Annotated in this window: 22 protein-coding genes; 4 read left to right on the top strand and 18 right to left on the bottom strand. The window is 65.3% G+C overall.

Features of this window, described 5'->3' with window-relative positions; translation table 11 throughout:
• The 9 genes from ACIPZB_RS14760 to mnxG form a co-directional block, all read right to left on the bottom strand.
• Positions 1–783 carry a hypothetical protein gene (locus ACIPZB_RS14760; RefSeq protein ID WP_400641028.1) on the bottom strand — a complete coding sequence of 261 codons (783 nt, stop codon included), beginning with the start codon at positions 781–783 and terminating at the stop codon, positions 1–3.
• The gene (locus ACIPZB_RS14765) at positions 764–2,440 is read right to left on the bottom strand and encodes a GspE/PulE family protein (protein ID WP_081502500.1); all 1,677 of its coding nucleotides are present in this window, start codon (positions 2,438–2,440) and stop codon (positions 764–766) included. Before ACIPZB_RS14765 ends, ACIPZB_RS14760 begins: the two co-directional genes overlap by 20 nt.
• A gap of 170 nt (positions 2,441–2,610) precedes the next feature.
• Positions 2,611–3,144 carry a response regulator gene (locus tag ACIPZB_RS14770; protein ID WP_400641030.1) on the bottom strand — a complete coding sequence of 178 codons (534 nt, stop codon included), beginning with the start codon at positions 3,142–3,144 and terminating at the stop codon, positions 2,611–2,613.
• A gap of 237 nt (positions 3,145–3,381) precedes the next feature.
• Entirely contained in the window at positions 3,382–4,023 is a 642-nt protein-coding gene (locus tag ACIPZB_RS14775) for a SurA N-terminal domain-containing protein (protein WP_400641032.1), read from the bottom strand.
• A gap of 12 nt (positions 4,024–4,035) precedes the next feature.
• Complete coding sequence (locus ACIPZB_RS14780; protein ID WP_400641034.1) at positions 4,036–5,562, bottom strand: ABC transporter substrate-binding protein; 1,527 nt, start codon at positions 5,560–5,562, stop codon at positions 4,036–4,038.
• 80 nt (positions 5,563–5,642) lie between these two features.
• A complete protein-coding gene (locus tag ACIPZB_RS14785) occupies positions 5,643–6,308 on the bottom strand; it encodes an SCO family protein (protein ID WP_400641035.1) in 666 nt (221 codons plus the stop codon).
• Positions 6,305–6,964, bottom strand: a complete 660-nt coding sequence (locus ACIPZB_RS14790) for an SCO family protein (protein ID WP_008091390.1) — start codon at positions 6,962–6,964, stop codon at positions 6,305–6,307. Before ACIPZB_RS14790 ends, ACIPZB_RS14785 begins: the two co-directional genes overlap by 4 nt.
• Entirely contained in the window at positions 6,961–8,949 is a 1,989-nt protein-coding gene (locus ACIPZB_RS14795; RefSeq protein WP_400641037.1) for a cytochrome D1 domain-containing protein, read from the bottom strand. Before ACIPZB_RS14795 ends, ACIPZB_RS14790 begins: the two co-directional genes overlap by 4 nt.
• Before the next feature lie 12 nt (positions 8,950–8,961).
• Positions 8,962–14,832, bottom strand: a complete 5,871-nt coding sequence (gene mnxG, locus ACIPZB_RS14800; protein ID WP_400641039.1) for a manganese-oxidizing multicopper oxidase MnxG — start codon at positions 14,830–14,832, stop codon at positions 8,962–8,964.
• Between the two features lie 299 nt (positions 14,833–15,131).
• Between mnxG and ACIPZB_RS14805 the strand changes: the two genes are divergently transcribed.
• Both ACIPZB_RS14805 and ACIPZB_RS14810 read left to right on the top strand, forming a co-directional pair.
• On the top strand, positions 15,132–15,419 hold the full coding sequence (locus ACIPZB_RS14805; RefSeq protein WP_400641041.1) for a hypothetical protein: 288 nt from the start codon (positions 15,132–15,134) through the stop codon (positions 15,417–15,419).
• A gap of 84 nt (positions 15,420–15,503) precedes the next feature.
• Positions 15,504–16,118 (top strand): Yip1 family protein, encoded by a 615-nt coding sequence (locus ACIPZB_RS14810; protein ID WP_400641043.1) that lies wholly within the window; start codon positions 15,504–15,506, stop codon positions 16,116–16,118.
• A gap of 19 nt (positions 16,119–16,137) precedes the next feature.
• Here the strand turns inward: ACIPZB_RS14810 and ACIPZB_RS14815 are convergent, their stop codons facing one another.
• On the bottom strand, positions 16,138–16,398 hold the full coding sequence (locus ACIPZB_RS14815; protein WP_043273069.1) for a DUF1652 domain-containing protein: 261 nt from the start codon (positions 16,396–16,398) through the stop codon (positions 16,138–16,140).
• Between the two features lie 334 nt (positions 16,399–16,732).
• On the opposite strand from ACIPZB_RS14815, the gene ACIPZB_RS14820 reads away from it, so the two are divergent.
• The gene (locus ACIPZB_RS14820) at positions 16,733–16,960 is read left to right on the top strand and encodes a DUF6555 family protein (RefSeq protein ID WP_400641525.1); all 228 of its coding nucleotides are present in this window, start codon (positions 16,733–16,735) and stop codon (positions 16,958–16,960) included.
• On the opposite strand, the gene ACIPZB_RS14825 is transcribed toward ACIPZB_RS14820, so the two are convergent.
• The 4 genes from ACIPZB_RS14825 to ACIPZB_RS14840 all read right to left on the bottom strand — a co-directional run bounded on the left by ACIPZB_RS14825 (position 16,929) and on the right by ACIPZB_RS14840 (position 20,353).
• Positions 16,929–17,858, bottom strand: a complete 930-nt coding sequence (locus ACIPZB_RS14825) for a DNA-3-methyladenine glycosylase family protein (protein WP_400641044.1) — start codon at positions 17,856–17,858, stop codon at positions 16,929–16,931. The two genes, ACIPZB_RS14820 and ACIPZB_RS14825, sit on opposite strands and share 32 nt — an antisense overlap.
• A gap of 7 nt (positions 17,859–17,865) precedes the next feature.
• Entirely contained in the window at positions 17,866–18,729 is an 864-nt protein-coding gene (locus ACIPZB_RS14830; protein WP_400641045.1) for a pirin family protein, read from the bottom strand.
• Between the two features lie 100 nt (positions 18,730–18,829).
• A complete protein-coding gene (locus ACIPZB_RS14835) occupies positions 18,830–19,702 on the bottom strand; it encodes an alpha/beta fold hydrolase (protein ID WP_400641047.1) in 873 nt (290 codons plus the stop codon).
• Between the two features lie 24 nt (positions 19,703–19,726).
• Complete coding sequence (locus ACIPZB_RS14840; protein ID WP_400641049.1) at positions 19,727–20,353, bottom strand: LysE family translocator; 627 nt, start codon at positions 20,351–20,353, stop codon at positions 19,727–19,729.
• A 124-nt stretch (positions 20,354–20,477) separates the two neighbouring features.
• Between ACIPZB_RS14840 and ACIPZB_RS14845 the strand changes: the two genes are divergently transcribed.
• Positions 20,478–20,957 carry a GNAT family N-acetyltransferase gene (locus ACIPZB_RS14845; protein WP_400641050.1) on the top strand — a complete coding sequence of 160 codons (480 nt, stop codon included), beginning with the start codon at positions 20,478–20,480 and terminating at the stop codon, positions 20,955–20,957.
• A gap of 65 nt (positions 20,958–21,022) precedes the next feature.
• On the opposite strand, the gene ACIPZB_RS14850 is transcribed toward ACIPZB_RS14845, so the two are convergent.
• From ACIPZB_RS14850 to ACIPZB_RS14865, 4 genes are all read right to left on the bottom strand, one after another.
• Positions 21,023–21,760, bottom strand: a complete 738-nt coding sequence (locus tag ACIPZB_RS14850) for a DUF2063 domain-containing protein (protein ID WP_400641052.1) — start codon at positions 21,758–21,760, stop codon at positions 21,023–21,025.
• Positions 21,753–22,598, bottom strand: coding sequence for a DUF692 domain-containing protein (locus tag ACIPZB_RS14855; RefSeq protein ID WP_400641053.1), 846 nt, complete (start codon positions 22,596–22,598; stop codon positions 21,753–21,755). The genes ACIPZB_RS14850 and ACIPZB_RS14855 overlap by 8 nt, the downstream gene beginning before the upstream one ends.
• A 63-nt stretch (positions 22,599–22,661) precedes the next feature.
• Positions 22,662–23,126, bottom strand: a complete 465-nt coding sequence (locus ACIPZB_RS14860; RefSeq protein WP_400641055.1) for a hypothetical protein — start codon at positions 23,124–23,126, stop codon at positions 22,662–22,664.
• A 181-nt stretch (positions 23,127–23,307) separates the two neighbouring features.
• A complete protein-coding gene (locus ACIPZB_RS14865; RefSeq protein WP_400641057.1) occupies positions 23,308–24,084 on the bottom strand; it encodes an IclR family transcriptional regulator in 777 nt (258 codons plus the stop codon).
• Positions 24,085–24,188: the final 104 nt, after the last annotated feature.

Raw genomic sequence — 24,188 nt, forward strand, 5'->3', positions numbered from 1 at the left:
TCAGGCCACCGCTCGCCACATGGCGCACAGCGGGTCGCTGTCGCCGGCCGGTTGGCACAGCTGCACCGCCGCCAGTTGCGACACATCGCCCCGGCCCGGGGCATGCAGGTAGACCCGTGGCAGCTGCTCGCCGTACAGCTCGCAGGTGCGGTCGATCAGGGCCTGCAGCGCCTGGTCGCTGTCGGCACAACCTTGCGCCAGCACTTGCTGCCAGGCCCCTCCGGCCGCCATCAGCAGCACGCTGCGGCGCGGTTCGGCCAGGACGAAGAGGAAGTCGCCCTGGCCCAGCTGCGCCGAGCAGCGGTTGTAGGCGGCCATCAGGTAGGGCTGCACCGAGCGCAGCTTCAGGCGGCTTTCATCGACCAGCGCCTGCAGCCCTTGCAGCAGCGCCCTGGGCAGCGCCGTGGCGATGCGCGCGGCACCGGCAGGCTCTGGCGACAGGACGATGCGCCAGTCGTCCAGCGACTGCCCGTAGAGGTTCTCGAAGCAGGCCCTGGCGTAGGCATCCAGCTCAGCCGACGTGCCGATGGCGTCGCTCCACGGCACCAGGCAGAAGCGGCTGAAGCGGGCCGACAGCAGCACCCTCAATTGTGCGCCCCGTACGGCGTGTTCGGCCAGCAGCGCGGCAAGCGCTTGCAGGGCAGGTTCCCAGGCCGGTTGCGCGGCATCGCAGGTGAAGGCGCGGCTACCCAGCCATTGGTGTTGATTGGCGTGCCAGCGACCCAGGCCGACACCCTCGGCGCCGAGCACGGCGCAAAAGCGATCAGGCGATAAATGTGACACGGTTGATCTCCTCAAGGGTGGTACGGCCCTCGCGGACCAGGTCCAGGGCAGAGGCACGCAGCAGGCGCAGGCCGCGCTGGCAAGCCAGCGTCTTGATCTGCGCCAGGGGGCGGCGTTCGACGATCATCTGCCGCAGGTCGTCATCCAGGTGCAGCAGTTCGGCAATGGCGCTGCGCCCGCGGTATCCGCTGCCGCGGCACTGGCCGCAGCCCTGGGCGCGCACGAACTGCCAGCCGGTCACCGCTTCGCGGGTCAGGCCCGAGGCGGCCAGGGTCTCGTCGTCCACTTCGCAAGGCGTGCAGCAGTGCGAGCAGGCCAGGCGAATCAGGCGCTGGGCCAGCACGGCGTTGAGCGCGGAAACGAAGCTGTAGGGGTCGACCTGCATCTGGCTGAAGCGCCCGATCACGTCGAACACGTTGTTGGCGTGGATGGTGGTGAACACCAGGTGGCCGGTGAGCGCCGACTGCACGGCGATCTGCGCGGTGTCCGGGTCGCGGATCTCACCGACCAGGATCTTGTCCGGGTCATGGCGCAGGATCGAGCGCAGGCCACGGGCGAAGGTCAGGCCTTTCTTCTCGTTGACCGGGATCTGCAGCACACCGGGCAACTGGTACTCGACCGGGTCTTCGATGGTGATGATCTTGTCCACGCCGTGGTTGATCTCGCTGATCATGGCGTACAGGGTGGTGGTCTTGCCGCTGCCGGTGGGGCCGGTGACCAGGATCATGCCGTAGGGCTCGGCCGCCAGGCGGCGCAGGGCGCGCAGGGTTTCATCGGCGAACCCCAGAGCCTGCAGTTGGACACCGCTGACACGGTCGGACAGGTCTTGTTTGTCGAGCACCCGCAGCACCGCATCCTCGCCGAAGATGCTCGGCATGATCGACACGCGAAAGTCGATCTGGCGCTCGCCGATGGCGATCTTGAAGCGGCCGTCCTGGGGTACGCGCTTCTCGCCGATGTCCAGTTCGGCCATGACCTTGATGCGCGAGATCACCTGGTCGGCGAAGGCACTGCCGCTGGCCTTGCCGGCACCGTTGAGCACGCCGTCGATGCGGTACTTGATGGTCAGGCCCTGGCCGGTCATGCCCAGGTGGATATCGCTGGCATGTTGCTTGAGGGCGTCGTAGAGGGTCGAGTTGACCAGCTTGACCACCTTGCTCTGGTCTTCGCTGATGCTGGTCAGCGACAGCCGTTGCAGGGCATCGGTATCGCTGCTGGCCTCGGTATCGTGGTCCAGGGCATCGACAGCGTGGAAACTTTCTTCGTGGCGGGCCAGCAAGGTCGCCAGGTCAGCGGCGTGGGCCAGGTACAGCGGCGCGCCTTGCAGGGTGTCATCGATCCAGGCCAGGCGGGCGGGGTCGAAGGGGTCGGCGAACACACCCAGCACTTCACCGCCCTGCTCGATCAGCACGAATTCGCGTTTCAGGCACAGGGCCAGGCTGACCTTGTCGAAACGCGGGGTGCTGGCCAGCAAAGTCTGGCTGTCGAGTACCGGGTAATGCAGGGTCAGGCCGAGGCGGCGCAGGAAGGTGTCGGGGGTGTCGGCGGACAGGCGCTCAAGGCAATTGAGCAGACGCTCGTCGCTGGCTTGCAGGCGGGCCTGGGCGAGCAGGTCGCGGGGGTAGGCTGAGTGAGGCGCTGGCTGTACCGGCCTCATCGCCGGCAAGCCGGCTCCCACAAGATCGGTGCAATGCTCAGGGGTGTGCTGTACCTGTGGGAGCCGGCTTGCCGGCGATGAGGCCCAAACGCTGTGATCGATTACATCTGACATGGCCTACGACTCCGCTCAGGGGGCGCGTCGCAGGCTGGCTCAGTCTGCGGGCGCCTTTATTCCCCAGTGAGCAGTTGATCGTCGTCAGGTCCGGGGGGCATGGCGCCATTACGGCGACGGTCGGCCAACACCCAGCTGCCATCGTACAACTGCAAGGGGAACGATTCGTTCCTGTTCTGGCGTCGTTCGACATACCCCTCGGCTGGATCGTCAGTGGCCCTGCGCCGGCGCTTGATGCCCACCAGGTCGAGGATTGCACGCGCCAGTTCCGCCAACGGGAACGGCTTGAACAGGACGTGAGTCACTCCCAGTTCGGCGGCCCGCTCACGGACCTCGACGGTCGGGTGGGCGGTGATCAGCACGAAATGGCACTGCCTGTTCTTGCGTACGGTCTCCAGGACCTGAAAACCCTCCATGTCGGGCAAGCGGTAATCCAGCACTATCACTTGCGGTGCCAGGCGTTCAGCCAGGTCAATTCCAGTGGCACCGTCGTGGGCAACCTGTACATCCAGGCCTTGCGCCTGCAGATACGCCTGCAGGTTTTGCGCAAGGGTCTGTTCGTCATCGACTACCAATACTCTGTTCACCAAGGTCGACTCCCAAGTACTGCCCGGTTACCCGGTCTGCGAAGTGCGCCCTTGTACAGGCTTGAGCAGGCTTCGTGCCAGGCGTGAATAGTCATGTTGCACCACTGTAAGCCATTGATTTTACTGGTATGCCCCAGTCTCCCCGCAACAGGCGAATGCCCACTTCCCCACATCCGGGGAAGATGATGGCACTTTGCCAAGCCATTATTCCCCAGCTTTGGGGAAAGGCCGTGGGCGATCTCAGTTGGCGATCTGCACTGTAGCGGATTCGCGCAAACGTTGGCGAACGGCCTGGCGGGACTGGGCCTGCAATTGCCCGACGAGTGCGTCCCTGGCCAGTGCCAGGCCCTGTTCTCGTATGACTGAAGGCGTATCACTTTGGTTCTGCGTTCCTTGCAGTGTTTGTCGATTGGCCTGGTAGAACGCTTCTACCTCGGCCGAGCTGGGTGCATCGATCGCGCTGAGCTGGGCATAGGCTTGCTGCGCGGCCATCTCGTGGCGCATGTACTCAGCGTACCCTGCCCGATCGAAACCCGCATCCGCCAGCCGCTGCTCGAACAGTGCCGGGCTGCCGAAAGCCGCCTCCAATGCGCCCACCTGCGCTGATACCTGTTCATCACTGACGATGATGCCGCGGCGCTGCGCCTCCTGCCACAGCAGTTCCTTGTCGATCAGCTCGTCCAAGGCCTGCTCGCGCAGGCGCTTGTACAGCGTCGGGTTGCGGATGCTGCTCAACGCACGGCCCTGGGCTTCGAGGTACTCGCTGAAATAACGCTCCAGGCGCATGACCCCGATGTCCACGCCATTGACCCGCGCCGCAGGCATATCGGCCCAGCTCGCCTTGGCGACCATCAGCAACAGGCACAGCAACAGGATACGCATGGGGACCTCCGCTCAAAGGCTGTCCGGCACAGGCCGGTAGGGGGCGACGGATGTAAAGCGTGGCCCGGGCAGGCCCACCGCGATCACGTGGGCACCCGCCATGCCCTGGCGCCGGCCGGGGCCGAAACCGAGCGCCGGGGTCAGGCCGGTGTCGATGTCGTGCAGGCCCTCCAGGGCGGCGACCAGGCGTTCGCGGCTGGCATCACGACCGATCTGCTTCAGGCCTTCGGTCAGCAGGCGCAGGGCACATAGCGTGTTGACCTGCAGCGAAGCCTGGCGCGGGTCGAGGCCCAGGCGCTGCTCCAGGCTGGACAGGGTCGCCAGGCCCTGCACGGTCCAGTCGCTCGGCACGTAGGGATAGGCCAGGAATACCCGCTGCGACCACTGCGCCGGTAGCCCTGCCACGGCACTGGCGACCTGGCTGGAAGCCGCCAGCAGGTAGGGCTCGCGCCCCACCGCCTGCAACGCGGCGGCCAGCTCGGCGAAGGCCTGGGGGCGGCCCAGGAAGACAATGCCCTCGCCTTCCACTGCCTGGCCGTCGAACGCCTCGATCGGTGCGGGCGACCAGCCTTGCGCCTGCAGACGTTCGCGCACCTGTTTGGCCAACGCTGCCTGGTCGGCACCGGCGTAGACGACGCGCAGGCCATCGGGTGCCAGGCCCAGGCTGGCGCGGGCGTGGCTGGCGAGGCTGAGCAGTTGGCTGGCCACACTTGGCATTGGATCGAAGATCTGCGTACTGCCACCGCTGCGCGGGGTACTGCCAATCAACGGCACACGCTGCTGTTCGAGTCGCGCAGACAGGCTTTCATCGAGCATCGGTGCCAACGGGGCGACCAGGGCAAACACCCGCTCCTGGTCGAGCAAACGCTGCAAGGCGAGCTCGGCACTGGCCTGGTCGGGGCCCGGGTCGAGCACCACCAGCTGCAGGCGCCGGCCATGAATGCCGCCTTGCTGGTTAAGTCGCGCCACGCCGTCCTCGAGCACGGCACGAATCACGTGGCCGGCCTCGGCCAACGGCCCGCTGTCGGGGAGCAAGGTGCCCAGGCGCAGCTCGCCCTCCTCCACGCCCGGGTCGCGTTCTTCACCCAGGCGCTTGAGGTAGGCGGTCAGGTTGCGCTGGTCGGCCAGGGTCAGGTCGAAACGCGGCATGGCCGGGTCCAGGCGGTTGCCGGCAGGGTCGACGCCCTGCTGGATCGCGCGGGCCAGGGTGGCGTCGGCGTAGGCCGGGTAGCTGCGGCTATTGGCTTGCCTGGCGCCTTCGCCGAGGGCCAGGCGCTGCCAGTCGAGGCTGGGGGGGCGCACGCCGCCCTCGGCGCGGCCACGACCGTCGGTGCCGTGGCAGCTGGCGCAGGGCAGCACGCTGGCGGGGACGCTCATGTCGCTAGCACCGACCCGGGCCGTCAGCTGTGCGTCACTGCTCGACACGCCTTCGCGATAGAGGCGCTTGCCGGCTTGTTCCTGGGGGGTGAGGTCCAGGGCCAGGGCTTGGCCGGTGAGGCTGATGGCGATGAGCAGGGCAAGGGCTTTTGTAGTGTTCATGCTGGCCTCTTCGCGGGGCAAGCCCGCTCCCACAGGCGATCCGGCTCGTCCCGCGAACAGGCCGGTGGCCCTCATGATCCTCACCGCCCAGCCAAAGGTTGGGCCAGCAGCTGCATGCGCTGGGCAATGGCCACGGGCGGTGCATCCGGACGAATCTTGCTCCAGCGCTTGCCTGCCACGTCGCCGGCAATCAGCTGGGTCGAGTGCTGCTCGGGGCTGGGCAGGAACTGGCCGATGCGCCCCAGCACCATGTCGACGTTGGCTTTGTCGCCGGTCAGGAACACCCAGTTGGCACTGTCCACGCCCTGCTTCTCGGCGAAGGCCTTGAGCGCCGCCGGGGTGTCGTTGAGCGGGTCGCTGCTGATCGAAACGAACGTCACCTGGCTGGCAAGCGCCGGCCCCATGGCGTCGCGCACTTCACGCAGCTTGCGGGTGATCAGCGGGCAGGCGTCGGTACAATGGGTGAAGATCACGTTGATCATCACCACCTTGTCCTTGAGCACATCGCTGTAGAAGCGCACCTCGCGGCCGTTCTGGTCCTTGAGCACGGTGTCGGTGAACCAGGTCTGTGCATCGCGGGTGCCGCCGCCGCTGGTCATGGCCTGTGGCGCCGGCTGTGGGTCCGGCGCACTGGGTGCGTGGCCTTCGTGGGCCATGGCGACGGACGCCATGATCCACAGGCAACCGGTCAGCACCAGCCAGTCGAAGCTGCGCATGCCAGCGGCGCGTGAGGTATGGCTGCTCATGGTTGCACCTCTTGTTGGTGTTCGGCGATCGCGGTGCTCTTGGCGTGCACCCGGCGGGCGCTGAGGCGGTTGACTTCCTCGACCAGCACGGCCGGGTCGGTGAAGCCGTAGTAGCGTGTCCAGTGGCCGCTGCGTCCGTCACCGACGAGGATCAGCGGCGGGTGCTGGCTGAGATCGGCGCTGAAGCTGCCCAGGCCCTTCAGGGTTTCGGTAATGGCATAGGGCGTACCGGTCAGCCAGCTCCAGCCCGGCCCATGCTGGAAGGACTTGGCGTACTGCTGCAGGCGTTTGGCGTCGTCGCGCTGCGGGTCGACGCTGATCGACACCAGCTGGATCTCCTCGCCCACCCGGCCACCCAGCTGCTGCTGGACCTTGCCCATGATCGACGACACCACCGGGCACACCGTGGTGCAGCTGGTGTAGATGAAGCCCATGACCACCAGGTGTTCACCTACCAGGTCCTTTTCCAGGCGTACCGGCATGCCGTCCTGGTTCAGCAGCGAGACATCGGCAAAGCGCACGCTGGCCTTTTCCTGATGGGCCGGCGCTGGCGGTTCGGCAGGCCCGCCATGGTCGTGGCCGGCATGGGCCAGGGCGAAGTTGCTGGCCAGGGCCAGGCTCAGCACCAGCAGCTTGCAAGAATGCTTGGCGTTCATCGCACATTCCTCACGTCGGTCTGGGAAGCGGTAGTCGCTGCGGCCGGGAGGATCCGCAGGCTGGTGTAGTTCTCTTCGGCGAACTTGCGCCCGAGCGAGGGCGACTGCACATGCAGGTACCAGGCGCCGGCTTCGGGCAGCGTCAGCGCCGCCTGGTACACCCCCTCGCCGACCTCTTCGAGCTGCTGGTTGTGCGGCATCGACGACGGTGCCAGGAAGTAGCGCAGGGTCAGATCGTTCAGGCCCTGGCGTGGTCGACCATCGTCACCGACGATGCGCACCTTGGCCGTGAACGCGCTGTGCTGGGGCAACGGCTGGTCCAGGCCGATGAACTCGGCGTGCGCGCCTTTGCGTTTGCTGGCGTCGGGTGCCGCCGCCACCTCGGTGCTGAAGCAGTGGATGATCTGTGGCTGGTTGAGCAGGAACGCCACGTCGAACTTGCCGGCCGCCGGCATTTTCACCGTCGATCCGTACACCCCCGGCGCCACCTCGCGCAGGCTGCGGTCGATGACCAGCGCCGCGCGGGCCTGGTGCCCCCGGTTGTTGTAGCCGGACATCGGCGCGTTCATGCCTTCGGCATAGAAGTAGGTGGTGTTGTCCACCGGGTTGACCACGAACACCGAGTTGTCGTCGCGAGACACCGACAAGCCCTGGGCCAGCGGCAGGTCACCGGCCTGGCGCGGCGCAGCGGGACCCGCCTCGAAGCTCTGGATGATGGGCTGGCGCCCTTCGCCCAGGCTGCTCAGGTTGATCATGCTGACCTTCGAGGAGGCCAGGCCGCGCACGTAGGCATAGCCTTTGGTGAAGGTCAGCTGGTACGGCTCGGCAGCCACCGGAATACGGTGGATCAGCTGGTCGGTACTGGCATCGATCACCAACGCCTGGTTTTCCAGGGTATTGAGCACGATGCCGTAGCGGCCATCGCTGCTGAAACGCATCGGGCCCAGGCCCTGCTCGGCCTTGACGATGTGGCGCAGCTGGTGGCTGCGGGCATCGTACACCCGCACCGTGCCCTCCTGGCCATCGGTGACGTACACCGCCTGGGACAGTGCCGAATACGCCACCGCCAGTGGATGAGGCCCCACCTCCAGGGTCTTGGCCAGACGCATCTCGGGGATGTCGATGATGCTCAGGGTGCCGCCGTCGCGGTTGCTCACGTAGGCCCAGCGCGAATCGCTGCTGAAGGCGATCTCATGATGCCCGGAGCCGGTGGCGAAGCTTTTCAGCATGCTGCGGCTGGGCACATCGATCACCGTCACCCCGCCCCTGGCCGGGTCGTCGCTGTTGTTGCCGACCCATAGCCGGCGCTGATCCGGTTGCAAGGCCACGCGCAGCGGTTGCTCGCCGGCATCCACGCTGGCCACGCGGGTGAAGGTTTCCGTGTCGATGAGCGCCACCTTGCCGCGCTCGGGGATCGACACGAACACCTGTTTGTCGTCGCTGGTGGCCGTCCAGTCCATGGGGCGCCCAGGCAGGTCGATGCGCGCCATGGTGCTGGTCACCCCGCCGACGGACACGGTCGGGTCGATCACCGTCAGGCTGGCATCCTTGTTCAGCACCAGCAGGAAATAGCTGTTGAGGTCCAGCAACGGCCGGGCCCCGATGCTGCTTTTGAGGAACAACGCGACGCGGGCCTTGCAGCTGTGCTCGCGGGTCGCCTCCTGGGGCGCCGTCAGCGCCGGGTCGATCCATGCCCCCGGTGCCATGCCCGACAGTGGCTGGCCGCTGCTCTGGTCGGTGACCTTGAAGCGGATGTTGGCGAAGCTGCCTTCACGCAGTTCTTCACCTGCCAGCGGCCGCGCCTCGAACTCCACGATCACACCGTCCCGGCTGAGCCGGTGCAGGGCCTGCGGGTCGGCAGGTTCCTGCAGCAGCTCGCGGGGGTCGCACCAGAGCTGTTCGTAAGCCACGCCCAAGGTGATCAAGCCCACTCCCATTACCAAGCCAAGATACGCCGAGCGAAGTTTCTTATTGTTGGTACGCATGCGCTCTCTCCCTTACTGCGCTGGCGCCGTCGCCGGCGGCACGTCGTTGGTGACCCGCAAGATCCCCCACAGCCCCGAAAGGTTGCCGTAGGCAGCATAGTCCCGGAACAAGTAGTCTCCCGGCACGGCGTTGGCGCCCCCGGCACTGGGCAGCATGAAGCTGAAGTGCGCCGCCGGCAGCACGCTCTCCTGGGCGCCGATGTACATGGCCATCGGGTTGTTGCCAAAGCGAACCGAGCCGATACCCGGCAGGTTCATCGGGTAGCCGTCGAGGTCATTCTTCTCGGCCAGGAAGTTGTGCAGCGGCCACAGGTGACCATCGAGCTGATAGGTCATGCCACGGCTGCCGCCGCTGGGCATGACAATGTGGTTGCGCACCGGCTGGCCCGGTTTGGCGTACAGCACCGGGGTCACCGGGTCGCCACCGACCAGGGCGTTGGCGTAGGCCATGTGGGCGTTGGGCACATCACCGAAGCCCAGGCCATCGGCGCGGCCGAACGGCGAGTCCGGCGCCATGCCGAAGCGCAGCCACAGCGGCTCGGTCTTGTAGTTGACGGCCATGTTGCCGTTGTCCTGCGGGTCGCCCGCTGCACCGTTGCCCTCGGTGTTGATGCCTTCCACCGGACGGCCATCGGCCCAGCGCATGTTCAGCGCCCGCTGCCAGACCGTGACGAAGTCGCGGTAGTCCGGCTGGCCAGTGACCTTCACCGTGGCCTGGGCGCGGCTGGCCGCGTCCTCGGTCCAGGTGGCGGTTTGCGGCAGGATGCTCATGGCGCCGACCAGGCCTTTCTGCGGTTGCTTGATGAAGTCCGACGGGGTCAGGTTGAGGCCCCCGAACTCGATCGGCGTGGTGTTGATGTTGTCCACCGTGCGGCCCAGCTGCAGCGTCGGCTTGCCTTCACGTTCCAGGTGGCCGGCGTAGTACTGGTACACCTTGCTCGGGTAGGCGCCGCTGTTGCCGGCCCGGGGCGGTACGGTCTGCACCGGGTTGAGGCCGATGTTGGCACCGTCGGACTTGGTGATGTCATAGGCCAGCAGTTGCGCGTGCAGGCCAACGTGGCTGGAGGGGCGCATGAGGTTGTTGGCAAAGGCGGTGGCACCCTCGCTGTCGAACCGGTCACGCTTGACCACGTTGTGCATCACCGCCGTGGTCGGCAGGTCAGGCATGACCATCGGCAGGCGGTTTTCCAGGGTGATGCTGATGCAGTCGCCAGCGTTGGCACGCAGGATCAGCGGCTCCACAGGCACGCCGGGCTTGAGCTTGCCGGTGGTTGCATCGAGGTCGGCCTTGCGCACGTACAGCACGGCAGTCGGGTCGTGCAGCGGTGCGCTGTGGCCACCGATGGTGAAGGTTTCGCCATCCTCGGGGTCGACACCGCTGACCTGCGGGATGCTGGTCTTGCGGTTGTTGAACACCAGGGTGCCGCCGTTGGCCTTGAGCGGGCCACCGACGTGCTGGCCGATGCCGGCCGAGTCGGTGATGCTGACCCCGTTGCGGTTTTCGAGGATGTCGTTGGCCAGCGCGGCGACGATTTCGTAACTGCGTTTGACCGTGGTGCGAGACCCGATGCCATTGGGGTTAGCCGTGGTTTTCGGGCAGATGCCATCGAAGTTCACGGTGTTGCGCATGGCCACCGGCTGCGGGTTGTTGGGCAGCGGGTAGAGGTCTGCGCGCTGCGCGGTGTAGTTGCGCATGACGCCCCAGATGCCGTTCCAGTAACCTTCCAGGGCCGCATCCAACGAGTACAGGTAGTCGCCGTTGGTGGCCGCAGAGCTGGAGATCATCGACACCGGCGCCATGAAGCCCAGCTGCTCGGAGATGCCGATCATCTGCGACGACTTCCAGCCCGAGTTGGAGCTGTTGCCGAAGCCGGTGCCGTTCTGCAGCCACTTGACGCCGTGCAGGGTGACGTTGTGCTCCTCTTCATGGCCACCGGCATGCATGCGCAGGCGCACGTTGTCGCCGGAGTAGGTGCGCAGCATCGGGGTGAACGGGTCACCCGGTTCGGCGCCGGCCTTGTTGATGTGTGGTGGGAACAGCGTGGTCCCACCGGTAGGGCCGACCGCCGAGGTGATCGCCGCCGGCGACAGGTTCATCGCCGGGATGGCACGGTCGGTGCGGGTCTGCAGGGCATAGCTGAGGTCGCCGCCGAGGCCGTCGGCCTGCATGCCGCGCTTGCCATCCGGGCCGACCTTGTTCGGGTCGAACACGCGCAGGGCCAGGGGCTCGTTGCGGTAGTTGACGACGAACATGCCAGGGTCATCCACCGAGATCGCCTGCGGGCACGGCCGGCTCGGGCAGCCTGGGTTGATGCCGCCGCGTTCCTCGACGATGGCTTCCAGCAGGTTCGAGGCCTTGCCCCGTACCGGCGGGTTGATGGCGTAGCGGAAACTGTCGGCGGTGGCGGGGTACGACTGGCCGTCGGGCACGCCGTTGGGGCCGGCACCGACATACACACCGGCTTCATAGGCATGCTGGAAGTCGCTGTACTCCAGGAAGAACTCGCGGTAGCTGTCGTTCTTGCCGTCACCGTCGTGGTCGCCGGTCTGGATCACCGCCTGCCACGAGGTCGGGCCGCCATCCTGGCGGATGGCCGGGTTGTACAGCTGCTCGCCGGTTTCCGCGTGGTACCAGGTGGAACCGGCAGGCTCGGCCAGCACGGTGGCGTACAGGCCCAACTGCTGGTGGGTCGATGGGCCGAGGTGGTCGTGGGTGAAGATGGTGCCCAGGCCACGGTCGACGTTGAACACGTTGACCAGCGGGTCGGCGAACCAACGCTGCATGGCGGTGCGCGCGCCGAGCCAGTCGGCCCGGCCGAAGCGGCCGAAGTACGGGTGCTGCTTGGCTTTCGGGCAAGCGGCGGTGCCATCGCGGCTATCGCCTTCGCTGCAGCCGTTGAAGGCACGGATGGCCTGTATACGCTCGACCACGCTGCCGGGCGAGAGGATGCCGTCTTCGTAGTTCCAGCCGTTGGCCGAACCGTCGGCAGCGGTCAGGTCCCACTTGGGCAGGTGGATGTGCTGGCCGATCACGTCGGTCGGGGTACGCACCTGGTAGTCGTCCATTTCGTAGTACGACGGGATCAGGTTGGTGTGCTGGTACATGGTGCAATCGAAGGTGTTCATGCGCATCACCAGCGGCTCTGGTGGGCGCTGTTTGGTGATGACCGGCCAGGCGTCTTCCCACAGGGCGATGATGCGCGCTTGCGGGAAGTGGTAGCCGACCTTGTTGTACACCGCGTCGAACTGGATGTTGGCGCCCTTGTAGATACGTGGGCGGTCGGCGGTGAAGGTTGAAGCACCGCGGAAGTTGATGCCCGTCAGGCTTTCGCCACTGAAGAACTCGCCCACCCCCGAATTCTGGGTCAGGCGCTTGCCGCGGTCATCCATGCAGGGCTCGTAGAACGGGGCGCCGGCTGTCGGCAGCGCGCCGTTGGTACGGAACGCCTTGGCGACCGGTTGGCCGTCTGGCACCAGCGCGTAGCTGGGGTGCTCGGCCTTGGCGTGGAACTGCATGGCGGCCTGCTCGACATCGGTGCCTTCTTCCGGCAGGTAGATCGGCTTGGCCTTGTGCACCACTTTGGAGAAGTCCAGCTTGGTGGTGGTGGTTTCGGCTTCACCGCCTGCGGACACACCGTCCAGGGCGTGGCGGCCGAGGCCACCGTCCCAACCATCGACCTGGTTGGCGTCGAGGTTGGCCCACAGTGCCTTGCCGCTGTCTTTGAGCTGCCGGGCCAATGCCGGGTCGAGCATGTCCAGTGGCGGGGTTGGCGGGCGGTTGCCGACGCTGCTTTCCATGCCACCGATCCAGAAGGGGTAGCCAGGGTTCTTCAGGGTGCCGTCGGCGTTGCGGTTGGTCTCGCTGCGGTCGACCAGCGCCAGGGAACCAACGGCCTTGGGCGCGGCGGGTTGAGGGGCGTGGTTGTCGTCCCCCTCCTCTTCGTCGTCATCGTCCTGTTCATGGCTTGCGACCAAGGTTTCCGACAGCTTCGGTACCACCACCACCTTGCCTGGCATCGGCGCCATGGCCTTGCCAGGCAATGGCACGATGGCCGGGATCGGCGTACCGGCCACGATCTCGCCGTCCGGCAGCGCGCGTGCACCTACCGCCGGCTTGCCGCTGCGCAGGGCGAACGGTGTGCTGTGGAAGCCGTTGCTGGCCTGCCCGCTGACCTCCAGGCGAGTGCCCTCCTCGAACACGTCGTGCACCCGCCACATGGCCCACATGCCCTGGGCGAAGTGCGGGTAGAAATGGCAGTGGTAGATGGCGTCGCCGGCCACGCGGTTGCGGTTGCCGGAACCGCCGTTGGCGATTTCGTAGGTGTAGCCGACGCCCGCGCCGATGCCCTGGGCATCGATGTAGTCGGAGTTGTCGTCATTGGGGTTGAACAGCCACTGGTGCCCGTGCAGGTGGAAGATGTGCTGCTCGTGGCCGTTGTGGGTATTGCGGAACTTGGTGAAGTCGCCAATGTAGCTGTGGTGCACGTTGGCAGGTTCGGCCGGGAACAGGGCCATGCTGGCCTTGACCCCGGTGGCGCTGGCCGGCGGCACTTCGCCCGGGCGGATATGCTCGAGGCCAACGTTGGCCGGCACATCGACCAGGGTGCCGACATCGCCAACGGTATGGGCGCTGAGGAAGAATTCTTCGTAGGCGCACGACAGGCAGTCGTGCATCGGCCCTACTCCCAGCCGGTTGGCCACCACCTCGGCGCCCATGCCGCCGGAGCCGTAGTTGATCATGAACGAGTCGCGGGTCGGTTCCAGCACATGCCCCATTACCGGGTCTGCCCAGTAGCCAGGGAAGGCCTGGGTGCCGGCGACTTCATCGGCGAACTGCGAGGCGAAGTCACGGAACGCTTCCAGCCGATTGGGCATCGCCGGGTTGCGCTTGCCGATGCTTTCCAGCGGGTAGGTGGACTTGGGGAAGCTGCCATCGGGGTTGGGGCCCATGACGATGGCATCGGTTTCGCTGTTGAGGATCTGGTTGCCATCGACCATGGCGATGATCGGCTTGCCGGCCTTGCCCTCGCTGATCCAGGGTTCGGTCTGCGGGTAGCGCGCCTCGTAGTCGATCACCGGTTGGCCGGTGGGGGTACGGCCAGTGGTGGCCAGGCGCATCTCTTCTTCGGTCAGGGTATTGCGGTAGGTACGCCCACCTTTAGGGACCACCACCACCTGGCCGAACAGGCCGTTGGACACGTTGCCGGCAGTGCCTTCACCGCCGAAGGTGGCGGCCTTGCTGGTGGCGGCGAATGCCCCTTCGCGTTCGGCATAGAGGGTATAGCTGCGGGTGCTGCCGGGGCTTACCAGGAAGTTGCCGTTGCGCCCGGTGTTGGCAGAGATGTCGGCGATGCTGTTGACCGCCTGCATGCCATTGACCTGGAAACCCACCAGGCGCTCGGCCACCTGCTCGTCGGCGACGAGGCCTTCACCGGCTTCGTTCTCGACCTCGGTTTCCGGTCCTTCTTCGCCCTCTTCGCCCTCTTCACCTTCGGGCGCTTCGGCGTCGATGCCATGCTTGTTGGGGTTGGCCTTGTAGTCGAGCAGGTTGGTCAGGTTGACCGTCAGGCAGTCCCCGGCGGCCACGCGCAGCACGATCGGGCGCGGGCGCTTGTCGGGGCGCAGGGTGACCTTGCCGGGCACCGCGGCACCGCCCTTGCTGAGCGGTACCTGGTTCTCGTCCACCACGTCCTCGCGCAGGGCGAACATCATACCGTTGGCGTTCTGTGCGCCCAGGCGGTTGAACATCAGTGGCTGGTCCAGGGCCACCACGTTGGCCACCAGGGTGCGCTGGCATTGCACAGCCGCCTCGCTGGTCGCTTGCCAGCCGAGTAAGGCCAGCACGAGTGATGTCAGGACGGGGCCTTTGTTCGGGGTCGACATTACTGCACCTCCGGGACACAGACAGGGACTGTGAAGAGAGGTCAGCAAGGTGTATGCCAAAGGGTAATGACGTTAATTTTCAGTCGGTTGCACGATGAAGCAGAGGAAACTGGGGAGGATTCCCCAGGAGAATTCCCCAAATGAGGGGACGATTTTCATTGGCATTTGGGATCCCAAAAAATTCTGGTTGAATCGGCTTGAACATCCACAGCTTTAAGCCCTCAAACAGGAGATACCGCCTCTCTTGCCAGGAGCCTGCCGATGCCCATTCAGCTTCCAGCCTCAAGAGCCCCGCAGCCATGAAAATGCCCGGCCGCGCCCCCAACACCCCTGTGCAGCTCGATTATGTGCGCGACACGCTGTTCGGCCCGGTGGCCCAGAGCGTGGAATGCCAATGCCAGCTCGCCGCCCTCAGCCTGCAGGGGCGCCCCGCCCTGCGCCTGCACATCTGCCCACCGCTGCCGGACAAGGTCGAACGCGCCCACAGCGTGGCCTTCGTCTGGGATGGCCGCAGCTACCACGGCGTGGTGCGTGACCAAGGCAAATGCGGCGATGGCGGCCTCAACCTGCTGGTCGAGTTGCAATAGCCGATCAACGGCGGCGAACCGGGCTGAACCTGGCGCAAGCGGCGTACCTCCATAACTAAAGGCCTCTGCCTTCAGGAGAACGCCATGAACAGTCCGTTGCTCAAGCTCTTCACCCACCCTTCCGACGCCTGGATAGAGATTCGCCGCGCCGAAGAGGATCACCCGCAACAATACCTGCCGCGCTTGCTGGTGCTGGCGTTGATCCCGGCGCTGTGCCTGTTCGTGGGTACCACGACCTTTGGCTGGAGCCTGGCCGCCGAGGAGCGTGTGCGCCTGAGCATGGGCAGCGCGGCACAACTGGCCGGGCTGCTGTACGCGACCACAGTGGTGGGCGTGATGCTGATGGGGGTGATGATTCGCTGGATGTCACGCGGCTTCGATACGCAGCCCAGTCTCAACCAGTGCATCGGCTTCGCCGCCTATTGCGCCACGCCGTGGTTCTTCGCGGGGGTGATCGGCCTGGTGCCGATTCGCTGGTTGGCCTTGATCGTACTGGTGGCAGCGTCGGCCTATGCCACCGTGCTGCTCTATGGCGGGCTGCAGACCTTCCTGCGCCTGCGCAAGGAACAGGCGATGCTGTTCGCAACCTGCGTGTGGGGTGTGGGGCTGTTGCTGCTGGTGACCATCCTGGTGTCGATGATCCTGTTCTGGACCAACGGGCTGATGCCCGAATACGTGCGCCCGGCCAGCCTCGGCTGACCGGCGCGCACCGCGTCGCTCAGGCCATGGCCCTGAGCGACGTCGGGTGACTGGAACGCAGTGCGTGCAGTTGCCCGACCAGGTTCACGACATCGCGGCAACTGTTGAGGTTCTGCAACGACACCCCGGTGAGGACAACGCCCTCCTCCAGGTTTTGCCCTTGGCCCAGCCGGATGGTCAGGCTGACGCCATCTGTGCAGCTCACTTCACAGCGATCAGGCAGGCAGGCTTGCTCGATCAATTGCCGCATTTCGAGCATCGAAACTCCTATCAACGACATGGTACGACCCTCTCTGTACTGGATGGCCTGTTGTATGTGGTTACGCCCTTGGCAGGCAGGGTGCCAATTGATAATGCGCATGCCCAAGCGGCCGTCCATGCGCCGGGGCAATCGTAGTGCGGGAGATCATCTAGCACCTTAGTGGAAGAACTCTTGCTGGCCATGACCGTTCGCTCGAATGATGGCACTTGCAGACAGACGGTCGGCAATGCGCCATCTGTCGTGCGTTGGGCTGTCCGAATCAAACTTTTACAGCGTTTCGAGGCTCCCACTTTTCAAGCCAGAGCACTTCTTGCACTCACCCTTCTCCGCTGCGCAGGACTCCGAATACCCGATGATCGACGCCAAACTCTACGTGATCGACTATCAGCTGCATGGCAAGCCCAAGTCATTCATCATTCGCGCTGAACGCATGGACAACGCCGAAGCGTGGCACTGGGCGAGCTGTGATGCCGGCCTGGGCCGCATCGGTCGCTACAGCCACGAGAAAATCCGCAAGGTGAGCAAGCCGTTGGCCGAGCGCTTCGGCATCAGCGAGGTGAGTTGGCGGCAGTCGGGCTGAGGTCGGTCAGTGAAGCCCACAAGTGCTGTGCGGCATAGGCCCGCCAAGGTCGCCAGGCCAGGGCACGTTCGCCCAGGTGCGCGTCGGGCCCTTCCTGCAGGCGCAGCGCCTTGACCAGGGCCACATCCCCCAAAGGCAATGCGTCGTGCGCGCCGATCTGGCGCAGGGCCAGGTATTGGGCACTCCAGGGGCCGATGCCTTTGAGACGGCAGAGGTTGGTCAGCACGGCTTCAAGGGGCTGACCGGGTTGCAACAGGCCAGGGTGCTCCAACAAGGCCCGGGCCAGGGTGCCCAGCGTCATGGCGCGGGAACGGGGCATGCCGAGGTTTTCCAGTGGCGCGGCGGCAATCGCTTCAAGCGTTGGAAAGACATGGGTCAGGCCGCTGGCCTGCAGCCGCAGAGGCTGGCCGTGTCGCGCCACCAGGCGCCCAGCCAGGGTCATCGCGCCCGCGACGCTAATCTGCTGGCCCAGCACGGTACGCATGGCTTGTTCGCCAGCATCCCATCCCTTCGGCACACGCAGACCGGGGCGTGCGGCAAGCAACCTGGCCATCAGCGGGTCTGCCGCCAATCCTTGGGCAATGTGCGCAGGGTTGCTGTCCAGGTCGAACACGCGGCGGATGCGCGCGATCAACGCCGGCACAGCGACACTGGATACACCGGTCAGCCGTACCCATAAACGGTGACCACAGGCGGGCCTGACCTCCAGCAAAGCGTGCCGGCCGGCGACCACCAGGGTGCGCCGGTACACGCCTTCGCTGAAGGTTTCGATACCAGGGATACAGCGGGCGGCCAGAAAGGCCAGGGTCGAAGGCCAGTGGTACGGCGCACGGTAACGCAGCCACAGGGTGTGCTGGTCATGGCTGGAGGTACGCCGTACAGCGAGCAAGGGGTTCATCGGGCAATCATGCCATCTGCCCAAATCGTCCTCTATGGAATTCATCGAACGCTTCGGCGATTTCTTCCTGACTGTTCATCACGAAAGGGCCATAGCCGACGATAGGCTCATCGATGGGCTCGCCACTGAGCAGCAGCACGCAAGCGTCCTCCAGCACCTCCAGCGCCACCCCCTCGCCCGCCCGGTCCAGCAGCACCAGGCTCGCAGGGCCTGCGTCGCGTTCGCCGTTGACCCGCAGCTTGCCGCGCAGCACCACCAGCGCGGCATTGCGGCCGGCGGCAACTGGCAACCGCACGCTGGAACCGGCCGTCAGGCGCATGTCCCAGACATCCATGGTGGTGAAGGTGCGCGCCGGCCCTGGCTGCCCGCCATAGCTACCCGCGATGACCCGCAGGGTGCCTGCGTCGCTTTCCAGCGAGACGACCGGAATGTCCTCGGCCAGCAGCGTCTGGTAGCCCGCCGCCGCTCGCTTGTCGCGTGCCGGCAGGTTGACCCACAACTGCACCATTTCCAGCGTGCCGCCGCTGCGGGCGAACGCCGGCGCATGGAACTCTTCATGGAGGATGCCGTTGGCGGCGGTCATCCATTGCACATCGCCGGGGCCGATTAGCCCGCCCGCGCCGGTCGAGTCACGGTGCTCCAGTTCGCCCTGGTAGACGATGGTCACGGTCTCGAAACCGCGGTGCGGGTGCTGGCCGACGCCGCGGCGGGCATGGGTGGGCGTGAAATCGTGCGGGCCGGCGTAGTCCAGCAGCAGGAACGGGCTGATCTGGCTGGCCAGGTTGTCGTAGGTGAACAGGCTGCGCACCGGGAAGCCGTCGCCTACCCAGTGGGCATTCGGGCTGTGGTGGATACCCAGGATCTTTTTCATGAGAAGTCTCCTCTCTTGGCTGGGTTCACCTTACCAGTGCGCACAATCAGTCAGTAGCTGGCCAAAATGGCACTGATCGTTCCACCAGCGGAACAGTTGCTCAGCTTTGCAGGAAATCGACCACCTGTTCTGCTGCCATGGCCGGGTCTTCCTGCATGAAACAGTGCCCACCGGCCACCTCGCGGGCCGTCACCCGTGGGTTCAGGCGCGCGAGCCGTTGCACCGAGTGTGGCACGAAGGGGTAGGTCTGCTGGCCATAGAGCACCAGAGTCGGCGCCTGGATGGTCGCCAACTGCGACCACATACGCGTCGGGAACGAACTGAAGATATCCACCTCGCGGCTGGGCCGGCACTTGAGCACCACGCCTTCGCCACAATCGCCCAGGGCGTGTTCGACATAAGCGCGCAACGCCGCGTCGTTCCAGCCCTTGAAGATCCCTCGCCCTTGCAGCGAAGCCAGCGCCGCTTCGCGGTCCGGCCAATGACTGCGACGGCTGGCGGCCTTGCGCGCCAACGCATGGCGACGGTGCAGGCCCAGCCGTGCAGCAATCCCCATGGCACCGATCATGCGCCGGCTGAACAATACCGGGTCGAGCAGCACGGCACGTTCGAACACGCCCGGCGCGCTGCCCAGGATCAGCCCAGTGAGCACGCCACCAAAGCTGTGCCCCGCCGCGTAACGCGGCACTTCACCGTACTCGCCCTGCCCGCTTTCGAACGCTTCCAGCGCCAATGCAGCGGTGCGGTTCCAGCCACGAAACGCATCCCCGTGGTCGCTGTCGCCATGGCCCTGGACATCGCACAGCCACAGGTCGAAATGCTCGGCGAGGTTCATCAGCAGGGGCTGGTAGGCCAGGCAGCAGAAGCCGTTGCCGTGCAGAAAATGCAGCAACGGCTTGCCGCTGGCCGGCGAGCGCCAGCCACGCAGGGTGAAGCCTTCGGAGCATTCGTGGGACCAGGGAATCAATTGCATCGGATTACTGTACTCGGCAGTCTGTCAAGACGCCGATTCTACAAACAGCAGCGGATAAAGCGAAATCACCAGCAGCAGGGCCATCAGGACATTGAACAGCATCAGCCAACGCGGGTTCTGCAGCAGCCTGCGCAGGGCACTGCCGAACATGACCCAGACGCCGACGCTGGGCAGGTTGACCAGGGCGAACAGCGCGGCGATGACGACCACGTTCATCACGTATCCCTGGGCCGGGGTGTAGGTGGTGATGGCGCCCACGGCCATGACCCAGGCTTTCGGGTTGACCCACTGGAAGGCTGCTGCACCCCAGAAGCTCAGCGGCTTGCGCGCATTAGGCGAGTCGGCGCTGAGCGGCCCGGAGGTGGCGATCTTCCAGGCCAGGTACAGCAGGTAGGCGGCGCCGACGTAGCGCAGCACGGTGTAGAGTATCGGCCAGGCCTTGAACACCTCGCCCAGGCCCAGACCGACCGACAGCACCATGACCATGAACCCGAGGCTGATACCCAGGGCATGCGGGATCGAGCGGCGCACGCCGAAATTCACGCCCGACGCCAGCAGCATGGTGTTGTTGGGCCCGGGGGTGATCGAAGACACGAAGGCAAACAGCACGAAAGCGGTGAGCAGATCGGCAGAGGCAAGCATGGCAGGCATTCCAGTATCGTTATATGTGCTGTCACACTAACGGAGTCGTCCTGCCCTGCGATCGGTACAGTTGCATTAAATTATGCAGATACACATGACTGTACCGCCACCTCTGAGCACAAGGAACATGAGCATGAGCCTGAACATTCGCCCCGCGGTACGTACCGATGCCGCTCAGATTCTGGCGTTCATCACCGAACTGGCCGACTACGAACGCGCTCGCCATGAGGTGATCGCCAGTGTTGCCGATATTGAGCGTAGCTTGTTCGATGAAGGCAGCACGGTGCAGAGCCTGATCTGCGAGCGCGAGGGTAAGGCGATTGGCTTTGCCGTGTACTTCTACAGCTATTCGACCTGGCTGGGGCGCAATGGCATTTACCTGGAAGACTTGTACATCACGCCAGAGCAACGCGGCGGCGGTGCTGGACGCGAGCTGTTGCGGCATATCGCTCGCGAGGCGGTTGAGAACAGCTGCGGCCGGCTTGAGTGGAGCGTGCTGGACTGGAACGCGCCCGCGATCGGGTTCTACGAGTCGTTAGGGGCCGAGGCGCAGGATGAATGGATTCGCTATCGCCTGGATGGTGAAAAACTGCGGCAGTTTGCTCAGGGCTGAGCAGGAGAGCCTGTTCCGGCCTCATCGCCGGCAAGCCGGCTCCCACAAAAGGCCGCACGCGGCTTTCAAGGCCTGCGGTGGGCAATCACCAGCCCTTGGGCGCTGAAGGCATTCAACAGCGCGATCCCCTGCGGCTCGATCAGGGTCTGTTCGACGCCCGCCATCTGCGCCAGCGCAGCGAGATGTTCACGGCCACTGCACCGCCGCTCTTGTAACGACACCAGCAGCGCATGAGCCAGCGGCGCCAGGCGTGAGAAACGTACTTGCAGGTCTGCGCCGCGATACGCAAGCAGCAACGTCGGCGCCTGCGGTGCCTGCTCTGGAATGCACCCAGGCCCGATCTGGCTCACCGGCCAGGCATACGCCAACGGCATGGCCAGCCTGGACAGCACCGGCACACCGTCGAGCAGGTCAGCGTCGGGATCGTGCGCCGGATCAACCTCGTCGCTGAGCAGCAACACCGTCTCGATCCATTCGTAGTGGGCCAGTTCCGCCACCCACCCCGGCAGACCCGCGCGATCGTGCAGATAGTCCACCAGCTCACCCGCCAATTGAGTGAACAGCGGCGTCTGGCAGTGATGGTTGGCGTAGAAATCTTCTATCAGCGCCCGCCATGGGTCTGGCCCGAGGCAGGCCTGCAGCACCGGAAAACTCCCTGCCAGCATCGACTGCAGGTTGCCGAAGAACAGTCGCCGGTAAACCGCCAGACGCCGTGCCTCGATCCCCGGCGGCGGTGGGTTGGCCTGCGGGTTGCGGATGTGGCGGCTCATGCGCAACTGCTGCGCTTGCAGGGTCTCATCCATGACGCAGCTCCCGTGCCGATACCGCGGTCTGCAGGCTGCGAATGTGCTGCACTTCACCCAGCAACTCGGGCATCGGCGGCAGGTTGAAGTCGCGCTCCAGCAGCGTCGGTCGCGGGCCCAGGTATGGGTAGGCACTGGCCAGTAAAGCCCAGACATCGGGCTGGACGCTGGCACCGTGGGTGTCGATCTTCAGGTCTGGCGCTTCGTCGTAGTGCCCGGCCACGTGCAGGCAGGCCACCCGCTCGGCGGGTACTCGGGCGAGAAAATCCAAGGCGTCGTAGCCGTGGTTGCAGGCATTGACCACCAGGTTGTTGACGTCCAGCAACAGGTCGCAATCGGCTTCGCTCAACACGGTCTGGAGAAATTCGATCTCGCTCATCGCCTGGTAAGGTGCGGCGTAGTAAGAAATGTTTTCCACAGCAATCCGCCGGCCCAGGGCGTCCTGCACCTCGCCGATACGCCGGGCGGTATGGCGCACGGCTTCGTCGGTGAAGGGCATGGGGATCAGGTCATAGAGATGGCCTTCATCGGCGCAGTAGCTCAGGTGCTCGCTGAACAGCGGCACCCGGTAACGGTCGAGAAACACGCGAATTTGGCGCAGGAAGGCATGGTCGAGCGGCGCGGGGCCGCCCAGCGAGAGCGACAGACCGTGGCAGGCCAGGGGAAAGCGCTCGGCCAGTTGCGCAAGGCCCCGGCCATAGGTGCCACCTACGTCGATCCAGTTGTCCGGCGCGCATTCGAGAAAATCGACGGCCCCGCTGTCCAGGGACAGCAGCTCGGGCAGCAGCGCCCGACGCAGGCCAAGGCCGGCGCCCTGCAGGGAGGGAGGTGTGTACATGGTCAGGCTCCTAGACGCGAAGTGCCCTCCCCGGCGTCTACCCGGGGAGGATGCAGGCGAGGGTCAGTTCTTGGCCTGGCTCAGTTTGCCGTACAGGTCGGCAGGGAACGGCTTGCCGCTGGCGTCGAACTGGCCCTTGCGGAACTGATACACCTCGCCCTCGGACAGGTAGCCGTCGTGGTCGGCGTCGATGGCGTCGAATTCGGCATTGGCGCCGGGGGCTTTCGCCAACAACTCGGCACGGGACACCCGGCCGTCATGGTCGCTGTCGGTACGTGCGAACGAAGCGTCACCGCACTTGCCTTCGCCACACTTGCCTTCGGCCTGGGTGGCTTTGTCCGAGGCGCCGCCGGCACCGCATTTGCCCTCGCCACATTTGCCCTCGCCGGCCTTTTGCGCAGCGGCGAGTTGGTAGCCTTGTGGCAGCGGTTCGACGGCGAAGGCCGAAGCCGTGAGGTTGATTCCGCCAACCAAGGCGATGCTCAGCAGGCCAAGGCGGGTTTTGTTTGGACGTTGGATACGGGTCATGGTGCTTCTCCTGAGTACGGTCATGCCGCTAGGGCGATAGAGCCAGGGAACGCCGCCATCGGGCTGTTCGTTCGGGCTGGCTCATTTGGCCTCAGGTGTGTATCCGGGGCGTATCAGGGTGCAGCGCGATTTGTAAGCGAACCGGTAATGCGCAGGGCGTGATACACAGTGATACACCGGCTCAGCCGATGCTCACCGCCTGGCTCACTTCCATCAGCAGCGGCACCAGTTCCTGCTCCACCTTTTCCACCGGCCAGGCACTGAGTTGCGCCGTGATGTTGATGGCCGCCACGACCTGGAAATGCACGTTGCGGATCGGCGCGGCGATGCCCACCTGCCCTACCAGCACTTGATCGCGGGTCAGTGCGTAGCCGTTGCGCCCGGCCTCCAGCACCCGCTCGAACAGGACCTCGCGGTCGATTTCGGTCTGCGCCGTGTAGGCCACCGGCACCACGTCGGCCAGGCTCGCCCGCACCCGTGCAGGCGGCAAGTCGGCCAGCAGCACGCGGCCGGCCGAGGTGCACCAGGCCGGCATGCGTCGCCCCGGCAACATCTCGGCATGGGTCTGGTTGGGGCCAGGAATGCGCATGACGTAAACGATGTCATGGCCGCTCAGGACAGACAGGTTAACCGTCAGGTTGCAACGCTCGCGGATCAATTTGAGCGCCGGCAATGCCCGGCTGACCAGCGGCGAGGCGTTCAGGTAGAGAAAGCCCAGCTCCAGCGCTTTGTGGGTCAGGCTGTAGCGCCGTGAACGTTCGTCCTTGGCCAGGTAACCCAGTTCGCACCAGGTATGGGTGAACCGCTGGGCCGCGCTCTTGGTCATGTCGCAGGCTTCGGCCAGCTCGGTCAGGCCGAGCGAGGGCTGGCCATCGCGGAAAATTTCCAGCACGCGAATGCCTTTCTCCAAGGTCTCGATGAACTGTGGGTGCTGCTGTCGCGCGTCTTTTTCGGTCACGTCGCATTGCCTCCTGCTGGGGCGCCAAGCATAGCCATCTTGACCGCTCACTGCGACCTGGCATATACATAGTACCACTACACGATAATTAGTATTGCAGAACG

Source organism: Pseudomonas sp. NPDC089396 (genome assembly GCF_044749545.1).
Lineage (GTDB): Bacteria > Pseudomonadota > Gammaproteobacteria > Pseudomonadales > Pseudomonadaceae > Aquipseudomonas.